This is a genomic window from Arcticibacter sp., from assembly GCF_053551015.1.
In genome coordinates this window covers 38059-50456 of record NZ_JBMQOB010000013.1, presented here as the reverse complement: position 1 = coordinate 50456, position 12398 = coordinate 38059, and the positions used below count along the sequence as shown (strand labels likewise).

The 12398-nt window shown below is 44.2% G+C and carries 16 protein-coding genes and 5 tRNA genes; 2 read left to right on the top strand and 19 right to left on the bottom strand.

Annotated features, from left to right (window positions below):
- The 19 genes from ACO1NU_RS08180 to ACO1NU_RS08090 all read right to left on the bottom strand — a co-directional run.
- The coding region (locus ACO1NU_RS08180) for a GTP-binding protein (RefSeq protein WP_448817986.1) at window positions 1-485 on the bottom strand (485 nt) is incomplete at its 3' end.
- Between the two features lie 158 nt (window positions 486-643).
- A tRNA-Thr gene (locus tag ACO1NU_RS08175) sits at window positions 644-715 on the bottom strand.
- An 82-nt stretch (window positions 716-797) separates the two neighbouring features.
- Window positions 798-873 (bottom strand) — tRNA-Gly (locus ACO1NU_RS08170).
- Window positions 874-960: 87 nt separating this feature from the next.
- Window positions 961-1041 (bottom strand) — tRNA-Tyr (locus ACO1NU_RS08165).
- A 32-nt stretch (window positions 1042-1073) separates the two neighbouring features.
- Window positions 1074-1149: transfer RNA gene (locus ACO1NU_RS08160), tRNA-Thr, on the bottom strand.
- 254 nt (window positions 1150-1403) lie between these two features.
- Complete coding sequence (hpf, locus tag ACO1NU_RS08155) at window positions 1404-1754, bottom strand: ribosome hibernation-promoting factor, HPF/YfiA family (protein WP_448817985.1); 351 nt, start codon at window positions 1752-1754, stop codon at window positions 1404-1406.
- Between the two features lie 14 nt (window positions 1755-1768).
- Entirely contained in the window at window positions 1769-2647 is an 879-nt protein-coding gene (locus tag ACO1NU_RS08150; protein ID WP_448817984.1) for a tyrosine-type recombinase/integrase, read from the bottom strand.
- A gap of 68 nt (window positions 2648-2715) precedes the next feature.
- The gene (rpsU, locus tag ACO1NU_RS08145) at window positions 2716-2907 is read right to left on the bottom strand and encodes a 30S ribosomal protein S21 (RefSeq protein WP_448817983.1); all 192 of its coding nucleotides are present in this window, start codon (window positions 2905-2907) and stop codon (window positions 2716-2718) included.
- Between the two features lie 422 nt (window positions 2908-3329).
- Window positions 3330-4010: an ABC transporter ATP-binding protein gene (locus ACO1NU_RS08140; RefSeq protein WP_448817982.1), complete on the bottom strand. Its 681-nt coding sequence runs from the start codon at window positions 4008-4010 to the stop codon at window positions 3330-3332.
- On the bottom strand, window positions 4007-4612 hold the full coding sequence (locus ACO1NU_RS08135) for a hypothetical protein (RefSeq protein ID WP_448817981.1): 606 nt from the start codon (window positions 4610-4612) through the stop codon (window positions 4007-4009). Before ACO1NU_RS08135 ends, ACO1NU_RS08140 begins: the two co-directional genes overlap by 4 nt.
- A gap of 6 nt (window positions 4613-4618) precedes the next feature.
- Window positions 4619-4891, bottom strand: a complete 273-nt coding sequence (locus ACO1NU_RS08130; RefSeq protein ID WP_448817980.1) for a hypothetical protein — start codon at window positions 4889-4891, stop codon at window positions 4619-4621.
- A gap of 135 nt (window positions 4892-5026) precedes the next feature.
- The gene (locus ACO1NU_RS08125) at window positions 5027-5554 is read right to left on the bottom strand and encodes an adenine phosphoribosyltransferase (RefSeq protein WP_448817979.1); all 528 of its coding nucleotides are present in this window, start codon (window positions 5552-5554) and stop codon (window positions 5027-5029) included.
- On the bottom strand, window positions 5547-6485 hold the full coding sequence (locus ACO1NU_RS08120) for a ComEA family DNA-binding protein (protein WP_448817978.1): 939 nt from the start codon (window positions 6483-6485) through the stop codon (window positions 5547-5549). Before ACO1NU_RS08120 ends, ACO1NU_RS08125 begins: the two co-directional genes overlap by 8 nt.
- Before the next feature lie 175 nt (window positions 6486-6660).
- Entirely contained in the window at window positions 6661-7656 is a 996-nt protein-coding gene (gene obgE / locus ACO1NU_RS08115; protein WP_448817977.1) for a GTPase ObgE, read from the bottom strand.
- 20 nt (window positions 7657-7676) lie between these two features.
- Window positions 7677-8255, bottom strand: coding sequence for an adenylate kinase (locus tag ACO1NU_RS08110; RefSeq protein WP_448817976.1), 579 nt, complete (start codon window positions 8253-8255; stop codon window positions 7677-7679).
- Window positions 8256-8311: 56 nt separating this feature from the next.
- Window positions 8312-8388 (bottom strand) — tRNA-Arg (locus tag ACO1NU_RS08105).
- Window positions 8389-8530: 142 nt separating this feature from the next.
- Complete coding sequence (gene floA, locus ACO1NU_RS08100) at window positions 8531-9514, bottom strand: flotillin-like protein FloA (protein WP_448817975.1); 984 nt, start codon at window positions 9512-9514, stop codon at window positions 8531-8533.
- A 10-nt stretch (window positions 9515-9524) separates the two neighbouring features.
- Window positions 9525-9986: a redoxin domain-containing protein gene (locus ACO1NU_RS08095; protein ID WP_448817974.1), complete on the bottom strand. Its 462-nt coding sequence runs from the start codon at window positions 9984-9986 to the stop codon at window positions 9525-9527.
- Window positions 9987-10104: 118 nt separating this feature from the next.
- Entirely contained in the window at window positions 10105-10356 is a 252-nt protein-coding gene (locus ACO1NU_RS08090; protein WP_448817973.1) for a hypothetical protein, read from the bottom strand.
- Window positions 10357-10560: 204 nt separating this feature from the next.
- Here ACO1NU_RS08090 and atpD point away from each other — a divergent pair, with 204 nt between their 5' ends.
- Window positions 10561-12066 carry a F0F1 ATP synthase subunit beta gene (gene atpD, locus ACO1NU_RS08085; protein WP_448817972.1) on the top strand — a complete coding sequence of 502 codons (1506 nt, stop codon included), beginning with the start codon at window positions 10561-10563 and terminating at the stop codon, window positions 12064-12066.
- A 6-nt stretch (window positions 12067-12072) separates the two neighbouring features.
- Window positions 12073-12318, top strand: coding sequence for an ATP synthase F1 subunit epsilon (gene atpC / locus ACO1NU_RS08080; protein WP_448817971.1), 246 nt, complete (start codon window positions 12073-12075; stop codon window positions 12316-12318).
- Window positions 12319-12398: the final 80 nt, after the last annotated feature.

The window sequence follows — 12398 nt, the reverse complement described above, 5'->3', positions numbered from 1 at the left end:
TTGTACTTCGAGAGCAGCTCGCGGACCTCGAGCTCGACGAGGTCGAGGAGCTCCGGGTCGTCGACGAGGTCGCACTTGTTCAGGAACACCACCAGCGCCGGCACGCCGACCTGGCGGGCGAGCAGGATGTGCTCGCGCGTCTGCGGCATCGGGCCGTCCGCCGCCGACACGGCGAGGATCGCCCCGTCCATCTGCGCCGCACCCGTGATCATGTTCTTCACGTAGTCCGCGTGGCCCGGGCAGTCCACGTGCGCGTAGTGGCGGTTGTCGCTCTGGTATTCCACGTGCGACGTCGCGATCGTGATGCCGCGCTCGCGCTCTTCCGGGGCGTTGTCAATCGAGGAGAAGTCCCGAATTGCGGCCAGACCCTTTTCGGCCAGCACTTTCGTAATGGCAGCCGTCAGCGTCGTTTTACCGTGGTCAACGTGACCAATCGTACCGATGTTTACGTGCGGTTTCGAGCGGTCAAAATTCTCTTTTGCCATGTTTTTTTAAAACGCTATTGTGAACTGTTGTTAGTTATTGAATGAATTCGCTGAACAAAATTAAACCCAGCGAAATCATACCATTTGAGGTCTGACGCCATTTGGGCTTAAAACCGCTTGGGCGGTCCCATCAAAAAGGTTTCCCGAAGGAAGCCTTGAGCCGTTACGGGGACTTGAACCCCGGACCTCTTCCTTACCAAGGAAGTGCTCTACCGCTGAGCTACATCGCCTTATCAGTCAGTCCGCAGCCTGTTCCGTAACCCTGAAACACAAAACTGCAAACGGCATACTGCCGACTGCTTATTTTTAAAATGGAGCGGAAGACGAGGTTCGAACTCGCGACCTATAGCTTGGAAGGCTATCGCTCTACCAACTGAGCTACTTCCGCTTATTTTAATTTTCCAAATTTTCCCTCTTTCGATTTTAAAGTTCCGATTCCCGAAAGAAACGCAAACTTCAAAATCTAAGATTTCGGTGGGGGGAGAAGGATTCGAACCTTCGTAGCCGAAGCAACGGATTTACAGTCCGTCCCATTTGACCGCTCTGGTATCCCCCCAGCCTGATCGGCGATCGTTACAATCTCCAACCTGGAGCCTCCTATCGGGATCGAACCAATGACCTACTGATTACAAGTCAGTTGCTCTACCAGCTGAGCTAAGGAGGCTTATTTTATTCTTGTTCTTCACAAGCATTAACTTCAATCGTTAATGGGCTGCAAAGATATGAATACTTTTTAAATTCAAAAATAAAATTTAAACTTTTAAAGAACTACCTTTTCGTGTGTGATTCTCTACGTTTAGAGCCTCTCGGAAAGGTTTGCAAATCTACATAAAATACACACGCGTCAAAATTTTTTTGAAAAAAAAATCCGGCAATTTTATAACTGCCGGATCCTTACTAATTTAGCTCTCACCAAATCTATTCCTCTTCAATCTCAAGGATCTCTTTCTCCGATTTCCTGTTATGTAAATGCGGTTTTAACTTGACTTTATTTTTATCGATTTGGCGTTTTAAGGACTCTATTGCCAGATCTGTTGCCTCCTCAAATGTCTTACACTGCTCCTTCGCAAATAGCTGCGCACCCGGTATAATCAGTTTAATCTCTGTAATCTTATTCTCTTCTCCAACCGAATTCTTCTCAAGCTTCAAATAAATTTCGCCACTGATGATCTGGTCGGACATCTGGTCGAGCTTGTCTGCTTTCTTCTGAATAAAATCCAATAACTTCTTGTCTGCGTCAAAGTGGATTGACTGAATACTGATTTTCATTTGACCTCCTTTTTTTAAGCCTTTGGATGGGCCTGTTTATAAATTGTTTTTAACTTCTCAACTGAGTTATGGGTGTAAACCTGCGTAGACGCGAGACTGGAGTGGCCAAGCAACTCTTTAACCGCGTTTAGATCGGCTCCATTATCAAGCAGATTGGTAGCAAACGAGTGACGCAAAATATGCGGGCTCTTTTTCTCCCTACTGGTGATATAGGATAAGTGTTTGGTAACAATCCTATAAATTAACCCCGGATACGCTTGCTTTCCCTTTTCAGTTAAGATCAACATATCAGAACTACAATTGAAATCCTGGTTCTGTTTTTCTTTCTGATATCGTTTTATTAACTCAACCAATATCTTATTTAACGGAATCAGTCGTTGTTTATTTCTTTTTCCGCAAACTAAGATTGTTTCTTCGTACAGGTTAATATCCTTCTCTCTGATACCCAGCAACTCCGATAACCGGATTCCAGTACCAAAAAGAAGTTCGATGACGAGCTTATCCCGCAGCCCCCCAAAATCGCTCGAAAAATAGTCGCACTGGTCAAGCAGTTTGTTCAGATCATTCTGATGCAAGGCTACCGGCAGGCGCTTGGGAGTTTTTAATGCTTTTATCTGAATCAGGGGATTGACCGAAGAAAGGCCTTCCCTATTGAGGAATTTATAAAAAGCCCGTAATGACGAAAGCTTTCTGTTGACGGTACGCGGCCCTGAGCTGGCCATCAAATCAACCAACCAGGCTCTTATATCATGATGGCCGACCGAACCAAAATCCAGATCTCTTGAAGAAAGGAAAGATTCGAATTGCGCCAGGTCCTGCAAATAAGCCGAGATGGTGTGTTTGGAGAACCTCTTTTCGTATTCGATATGATGGCTAAACCTGGTTATAAACATCAAAAACTATTTGCGTATTACAAAAATGCAATATACAAATAGTTTCTGGGTTAAAATTTATAAAGAAATTAAACTACATCCTGGTTAAGGGTTTGCTTGTATACTGCACGTTTAACGGTAGTACGACGGGTAATTGATTTCTTCTCGAATGCCTGACGGCTACGTAGTTCTCTTAAAACTCCGGTCTTCTCGAATTTCTTCTTGAATCGTTTTAGGGCTTTATCCAAAGACTCGCCATCTTTTACGTTGATAATAATCATCTGCTAATATACCTCCTTTCGCTTTTTAAAGGATTGCAAAGTTAAGGAAATTATTAAAAACTAAAACCTTGAAGTTAAATAAATGAGTATTCGGTTTATCTCATTAAAATTTACAATGTGATTTCAATCGTGGGCAATCATGACGGGAGTCATTCCTCGCATCCAAAAACCGCCGTACCTTTGATGTACAATCAGAGAGAGAGATAGTATCTTATAGATCAGCCAGCAATCTGACTATAAGTTTTAAAAAGTTTGTTTTGAGTTTGAGTTTGTTGATAAGGGGCCGATACTGTACAGTAGCGGCTTTCCTTTTTATACCCCCTGCTCATTCAATCCGGATCACATCTGATAAGGTGAGTAATCCGAAATCCCTGTTGTGCCACCTGCTTTAAGCAATCAACCATCTGAATACTTGATATTGATTATCTGAGGCCCAGCCTTTCTATTTTTCCCTCCACAAATCCTTCTTTCATTTCTGTCTCTAACGCTGAAAAGCACCCCTTCAGCGCCGATTGGACAAAGCAGCCATGCCTTAACAGATGTATTTCATCACAGGTTTCCCTCAAAGTGGAAAAAATATGAGATGAGATAATAATCGTTTTGCCCAGTTCACACAGTTTATGTATTATCTCAGTAATTATAATATTACTTTGGATATCCACGCCATTAAACGGCTCATCTAAAATAAGGTACTCGTTGTTCTGCAAAAGGATGGCAGTAAGAGCCAATTTCTTTTTCATCCCGGTGGAATATACAGAAGCATATGTATCCAGAGGTAGATCAAAAATGTTTTTACCCTCTACGTCAGCACATGTTACGTTTCTTGCATTGCATAGTAACTGAATGTATTCCCTGCCTGTAATCTTTTGAAAGAAGTAAGGTTCAGTAAACAAGAAGCCCAGATAATTTTTGATCGGATTAAACCCCGCATTTATCTCACCTTCATAGCTCTCCAAGCCTGCTATGCATCTGAATAAGGTCGTCTTTCCTGCTCCGTTCTCTCCGATAATCCCATACACCTTCCCGCGCCCGAATTGTATGTTAACATTTTTCAGAACTTCGTTAGTTCCATATTTCTTGCATACGTTGTTGAGGGTTATCATTTCAATAATGAGCTAAGACGATTCTGTGATTTATCGAAAAAATAAGGTATTAACAGAATAAGCAGGAAGGGGAACAAGAGACATAGCGCGGATAGAACTACATGAGCAACACTCAACTCTGCAGGATATACCGCATACTTACTGAGGATCATATAGACTAAAAACGCCCAGCCTGCCAGAAAAAGAAGTAATACTATACCAATATGTGAAGGAAAAACAACCGCAGTCAGGAAGGCTATCGGAAATGTGAGATAAAAAGATAGCAACAATGCTGTCCTTAATTTGCCAAATAGAAATTGCTTAACATTTAGATTGTATACCCATACGTAATATTCGTTTTCCTGTTTAATGTAATAGCTGAGTGTAACGGCGAAAACCAGCAGTATCGCAAAAACACAGAGATTAAAATTCCCCACCGCAACGCCGGCAAAAGCCAGGCAGTATGCCGGTAAAATCAAATAGTACGTATTTCTGAAACCTTCACTAAATTCAAATGGCCTTTTCGAGAATGGGGTCCACAGGGCAAAATTTGAAGACGTCTTAAACTTAAGCACAGCTAAGATCATCGTCCCTGTAAGCAGCAGGATGGCTGGCAAAAACATTTGCTTTTAAAGCAGAAAAGCAAAGAATGGAACAGATGCTAAAATATTCTCCGCAACGCGAACTTTCCTGAGTTGACCCTGCCCAAAACACAGTCCCAGAAAATCATTTCTCCGCATTTCTGAAAGCCCACCTACAATCGTCAACGCAAAGGCAGTATAGATATATTCTGCATATCCCACCTTGTTAAATAAGATAACAGATAGTCCAAAAAACAGAAATGACAAAACACTATATGCGAGCAAAGGGTAAACTCCTCCATCCCTGAATTTTCGGTTCACAAGTCTATATTGGAGCTTGAAATAGTAGTTCACCCTTTGTCTTATGTGCTTAGATTTCGGCTTTATCGTAAATATAGAACATATCCTTATCTATTACAAGGAAGTTAAATCCATAGCTTCTATCCCCGGGAAGCACTAATAATCTGCCAAACTCACGATATTTGGAGAGAAGGTCCTTAGTCGCTCACTTCCCTTCAAAAAGTCGAGGTTGATCACAAAGGCATATCCCGCAACGATACCGCCCAGCTCCTGAATCAACTCAGATGCCGCAGCTGCTGTTCCTCCCGTGGCAAGCAGATCATCATGCACCAACACCCTGTTACCCGGCTTGATGGCATCCGTGTGCATTTCAATTGTGGCCGAACCATATTCGAGTTCATACGACTTCTTTACAATGCTGAAGGGCAGCTTTCCTGGCTTCCTTACCGGTACAAACGGAATATTCATCCTGGCAGCAAGCATCAGTCCGAATAAAAACCCTCTGCTTTCCACACCCGCAATTACATCAATCTCCAAACCCGAAAGCCTCTCCGCAAACGCATCCACAATCTCCACGCATAATCCGGCATCTTTGAAAATCGGAGTAACATCCTTAAAAATAATACCGGGCTTTGGGAAGTCGTGAATATCCCTTATAACAGACTGTATCTTTGTGCTAATCATCAAAAACTAAATAAGGTGCAATTTTACGCAAAATTTCAGTATCCAGGATATTGATCTTCGTCAGGTCTTCCACACAAGCGTATCTCCCGTGCTGCTTGCGGTACTGAACAATAGCATTTATCTGCTTATACCGAAGGTAGGGAAACTGCTTTAACTCGTCAAAACCGACACGGTTGATATAGATTTTTTTCGATAGAGTGCTGTCTACTCTCAGTTGCCCACTGATCTCCACATACCTCGACGAGTCAATCCCATATACTTCGCGCAACTGGGCAACATTCATGAACCCGCCGAGCCTGCTCCGGTACTGTAGAATTCTTAATGCAAGAACAGGGCCGATCCCCCTCACTTCTACCAGTGCAGCCGAGTCCGCGGTATTCAACTCAACAGAAGGACGCGCCTTCCTAACCGACCGCAAGATTTCGGCTGATCGCCGCTCCTGCTCTTTCTCGAAAAAGGGTTTGCTTGGTTCGGGTATCTGGACATAGGGAGCCAGTTCCTGATATTTCGATTCACTAATGGAGTACATCTTTTGCAAATCTTCTTTTCGCCTGAATGTACCGCCCTTGTCTTCATAGTGATGAATGACTTGAATCTGCCTGTCCGACAAACCCAGCCTTCTCCATTCAGATGCGGGAAGGCGGTTCGGATTAAAAGGGAAAAGCTCGGACACTATGGCAGAAGCCGGGCGCCTACCCCGATCATCTTTCCGGCTATCCTCCAGGCTTCTGTAATTCCTCTCCTGCAATACATACTCCTCTTGCTGAAGAGCCCCGCCTGCAGGCAGCTCAACCACATAAACATCCGGCGGATAACACACCTTATATATAGCAGGTAGAAATACCACAATACAGATCAGAATGCATAAAACGATTAACCCATTCTGCTCTTTTTTTCTGAAGGCAAATATCCGGTTTAACCAATTGTTCATGACATCGTGCGGTTTGCCGGTGCATACCCCGGTTACTCAAACATATAAACAATATAGCACGAGGAAAAAAAGCGCGAAAATATTTCACGCCCATCCTTTCACAAGACAGAAGTCTTATAGGCATCAGCACATGGGGTGCTGCTGCTTCAAAACGTTAGAAAAAATCAGCAGACTTTTATACGATCGATTTCCACAGAAGGTCTTTCAACTCCTGCAAACCTTTTTGGGCTACAGAAGATATGAAAACATAAGGTACTCCCGCAGGAAGCTCCTGTTTCATTTCCTCTGTTAACTCTTCATCAAGCACATCCGACTTACTGATCGCCAGGATGCGTGGCTTGTGCATTAGTTCCGGATTGTAGTCTTCCAGCTCTGAAAGCAGAATGTTGTACTCCTGCTCAATCGTCCTGTTTGTATCTGCAGGAACCATAAAAAGCAGAACAGAGTTACGCTCAATGTGACGCAGGAAGCGAAGTCCAAGCCCTTTTCCCTGTGATGCACCTTCGATGATACCCGGAATATCGGCCATCACAAAAGAGCGGTTATCACGGTAAGAAACAATCCCCAGATTGGGGACAAGTGTCGTAAATGCGTAGTCGGCAATTTCAGGCTTAGCAGCCGAAACAACAGACAGGAGTGTCGACTTTCCAGCATTAGGGAATCCAACCAGACCCACATCTGCCAGCACCTTCAGCTCCAGCACCATCCAATGCTCCTGCCCTGACTCACCCGGCTGTGCAAACCTCGGGGTTTGCTGCGTGGATGATTTGAAATGCCAGTTGCCCAGGCCACCGCGACCGCCACTCGTCAGGATTTCGGTTTGTCCGTCGTCTGTAATCTCAAACAAAACCTCACCGGTTTCCCCATCTTTGGCGATAGTTCCCAGAGGAACCTCCAGGATCTCATCCCTTCCGGTCTTCCCGCTACGCAGTGAGCTTCCGCCCGACTCGCCGTCGCCGGCAATAACATGCTTACGGTATTTCAAATGCAGCAAGGTCCAGAGCTGACTGTTACCTTTCAGGATAACATGTCCGCCCCGTCCGCCGTCTCCTCCATCCGGACCACCTTTAGAGGTCAGGATGTCACGGTGTAAATGAGCAGAACCTGCACCACCACGACCAGAGCGACAACATATCTTCACATAATCAACAAAGTTGGAACCCTGGGACATACCGAATTATTTGAGTAAAATTATTTGCTAAAGCTATCGGTCACCTGGCTGATAGAGGCAAAAATGTCCTCAATGCTTCCGATACCGTTAACACTCTGATATTTATTCTGAGCCTTGTAGAAATTAGCTACAGGAGCAGTCTTGTCATTATATTCCTGAATACGTTTGCTGATAATTTCAGGGTTCGCATCATCAGGTCTGCCAGAATCTTTTCCACGAAGCAATAAACGCTTCTGAAGCTCATCGTTATCCACGATCAATGCAATCATTCCGGAAATGGCTGTATTTTTAGATTCCAGTAAGCTATCCAAAGCCTCTGCCTGTGCTACTGTACGCGGAAAACCGTCGAAGATAAAGCCATTCGCATCCTTATTTGAATCCAGCTTGTTGCTGATCATTCCGATAACGACTGCATCAGGCACAAGTAAACCCTGGTCCATCAGCTTCTTCGCCTCTGTTCCAAGTTCGGTACCATTTGAAATTTCATTTCTGAGAATGTCTCCTGTGGAGAGGTGTACAAGCTTGTATTTTTCAATTAGCTTTTGGGATTGGGTCCCTTTACCGGCTCCCGGAGGGCCAAATAGAACGAGATTTAGCATCTGGGTTATTTTTAAATTTTAAAAGCCTTCCCGTTTGTCGGGAAGGCTTTTTAAGATGGTGGACTTAGAGGGAGTCGAACCCCCAACCTCCTGATCCGTAGTCAGGTGCTCTATCCAATTAAGCTATAAGTCCCTTCGCTAATGGAATGCAAAGATAGAAAGTGTTTCGATATTTTCTAAATAAAATCGAAAAAAAACGGCCAAAAATCAATAATGGCCGCTATTTCATTAACTATCAATAATTTAAAATTACGCTATTTTTCACCCTAAGGGCTTTATGGATTATTAGAAGGTCCCTTACCCGGTTTAGATATCGATTCTCTCATATCCGTATCTGATTTCAGGTTCTCCATTTTATAATAATCCATTATTCCAAGGTTTCCCGAGCGGAATGCCTCTGCCATAGCAAGCGGAAGCTGCGCTTCTGCCTCGATCACCTTGGCACGTGCTTCCTGGGCCTTAGATCTCATCTCCTGCTCAGAAGCTACAGCCATTGCCCGTCTTTCTTCTGCTCTGGCATTCGCCACTTTCAGATCTGCCTCGGCCTGATCTGTCTGTAGTTTCGCACCGATGTTTTCGCCGATATCGATATCCGCAATATCAATAGATAAGATCTCGAACGCCGTACCACTATCCAGACCTTTCTCCAGAACGGTCTTCGATATTCTGTCCGGATTCTCCAGCACTTCCTTATGATTTACTGCAGAACCGATTGTGGTTACGATACCCTCCCCTACACGGGCCAGGATCGTTTCTTCTCCGGCACCACCTACCAGCTGGTTGATATTGGCACGTACGGTTACTCTCGCCTTTGCGATCAACTGAATACCATCTTTTGCTACAGCAGCAACAGGCGGCGTATTGATCACGCGGGGATTTACCGATAGCTGGACAGCGTCAAACACGTCACGTCCAGCCAGGTCAATAGCCGTCGCCAGTTTAAACGTGAGCGGAATGTTCGCTTTGTCGGCGGAAATAAGCGCCTTAATTACATTATTAACATTACCTCCTGCCAGGTAGTGTGTTTCTATGTCGTTCGATGTTATATTCAGACCTGCCTTCGTAGAAGTGATCATCGCGTTGGTCACCAAAGATGGCGGAACCTTCCGCAGTCGCATCAGAAACAGGTTCAACAGCGAAATCCTCACTCCCGAGAGCTGAGCGGTGAACCAAAGGTTAACCGGCAGCAGGTACAGGAAGAAGAACAGGGCAATGATCGCACCTACTACGATCAAAATTAATTGTACATTGTTATCCATTCGTTTGTATTTATTTTAAACTGTTTTTAATCGCATCAAAATCCGGCAGATCGGAAGCATTTTCAAGGACCTGTGAATAGCGGATACGCTGATCCTCGCCGATCACAAACGCAGCGCGCTTTGACACGCCCTTCAAGCCGAATACGAAATCCTCGTAAAACGCGCCATATAACTGCGATACTTCCTTATTAAAGTCGGATAAAAGTTGAAAAGGGTAATGATGCTCTTCCCGGAATTTTGCAAGTGTAAAGGGCGAATCGACAGATATACCCAATACATCCGTATTCAGACCTGAATAAAAGGAAAATTCATCACGGGTGCTGCACAGCTGTTCGGTACAGACCACGGTAAAGGCCATCGGAAAAAAGTGAATAACAAGCTTCCTGGATTTGAAGTCGCTTAGCGACACCTCCTTCAACTCAGAGCTGTATAAGGTAAAATCCGGGGCTTTTTGTCCTGGAAGTAAAGCCATAAATGATTCTTAATGTTAATAACTTAGGATCACTGGCTAATATAGGTAATAATAATATCGGTTTAGTTAAAAACAGAAATCTGTCTAAAAAGATACACAGGAAAAAAACCGTAAAGAATTAGTTGCTCTTCACGCGTCCGGGTTCTTTCACCCTGCCGTTAAGCGCTACAAGCAAGATCAGCACGGCGGTAAGAACGGCCCAGATCCAGGGTTCATTGTACCACTGATTGTTCTTGGGAGACATCATTCCGTAATCAACCTCAGGGGACTTGGAATATGCTTCCAGATGGAAGATCACGATGCCTAAAAACAGGTAAAAACAAGTTATCAACCGGAAGGACTTGTCTCTTAAAATATCTCTGATTTTCATTGAGCGAACAATTTCACATTGCTCCAATAACATTGTCCCTTTAGATTAGTTTTAAGAATATACTATTTCTATGTTATTTTATTGAAAATCTTTTGAATTAACCCATTTTTTTTTCAAAGATAAAGCGTATTATTGCAGACCCAAAAAAGTGACCTAAAATGGGGCTTAAACATTGATTAATATCGCATTTTATTTCAAGATCATATGCCAAGCACTGGAAAAATAACGCAGATCATCGGAGCCGTAGTTGACGTCAGCTTCTCCAATGATGCTAAACTCCCACAAATTTACAATGCACTGGAAATCACAAGGGAGAACGGAAAGAAAATCATTCTTGAAGTTCAACAACACCTTGGAGAGGATCGTGTACGTGCCATCGCGATGGATTCCACAGACGGATTATTGCGTGGTATGCCTGTTGTTGATACAGGATTCCCAATCAGAATGCCAATCGGCGAAAGCGTAAAAGGTAGAGTATTCAACGTTGTTGGCGACGCTATCGACGGTATCGCTGACCTGGACAAATCAACTGGTCGCCCTATCCACGCACACCCTCCCCGTTTCGAAGATCTTTCTACTGAAACTGAGGTTCTTTTCACAGGTATCAAAGTAATCGACTTACTTGAGCCATATTCAAAAGGTGGAAAGATCGGTTTGTTCGGTGGTGCCGGTGTAGGTAAAACCGTATTGATCCAGGAGCTGATCAACAACATCGCGAAAGCGTATGAAGGTCTATCTGTGTTTGCAGGTGTAGGAGAGCGTACCCGTGAAGGAAATGACTTACTTCGTGAAATGCTTGAATCAGGTATCATCAAATACGGTGAAGAATTCATGCATGGAATGGAAAAAGGCGAATGGCCTTTAGATAAGGTAGATCACAACGAATTGAAAGATTCTAAGTGTACTTTCGTATTCGGACAGATGAACGAGCCTCCAGGTGCACGTGCGCGTGTTGCCTTGTCAGGTCTTACTGTTGCTGAGTACTTCCGTGACGGTGATGGTCAGGGTCAGGGACGTGATATCCTTTTCTTCATTGACAACATCTTCCGTTTCACTCAGGCAGGTTCTGAGGTATCCGCTCTTTTAGGCCGTATGCCTTCAGCGGTAGGTTACCAGCCAACCCTGGCTACTGAGATGGGTCTGATGCAGGAGCGTATTACATCTACTAAACGTGGATCAATCACATCTGTACAGGCTGTATATGTACCTGCGGATGACTTGACTGACCCGGCGCCGGCTACAACTTTCGCCCACTTAGATGCAACAACCGTATTATCACGTAAAATCGCTGAGCTCGGTATATACCCTGCGGTGGATCCTCTGGATTCTACTTCCAGAATTCTGAGCCCAATGATCCTTGGTGATGAGCACTACAATACTGCACAACGTGTTAAGGAGATCCTTCAACGTTATAAAGAACTTCAGGATATCATCGCCATCTTAGGTATGGACGAGCTTTCTGAAGAAGATAAGTTAGTTGTAGCGCGCGCTCGTCGTGTTCAACGTTTCTTATCTCAGCCATTCCACGTAGCAGAGCAGTTCACTGGCCTTAAAGGCGTATTGGTTGACATTAAAGATACCATCAAAGGATTCAATATGATCATGGACGGAGAAGTGGATGAGTATCCTGAAGCTGCTTTCAACCTTGTTGGTAATATTGAAGATGCCATCGCAAAAGGCAAGAAAATATTAGCTGAAGCAAGTAACTAATTCACTATGACGTTAGAAATCTTAACACCCGATAAAACCGTGTACCAGGGAGAGGTTACTTCGGTAACAGTACCCGGTGTGCTTGGTTCTTTCGAAGTACTGAACAATCACGCTCCTATCATTTCTATTCTGGATGATGGAAAGGTAATTATCCGCAAGGACAAGGTCGAAGAAAGCATCCTGATCAAGGGCGGCGTGGTCGAAGTTTTAAACAACAAGATCACCGTTCTGGCTGAAGGAGTGGTAAGCTAAGTTTTCTTCAAAAATATTAAAAGGGGCTGTCTCAGGTAACACTGAGTACAGCCTCTTTTTTTTTAGCCCGGCCCCCTCCC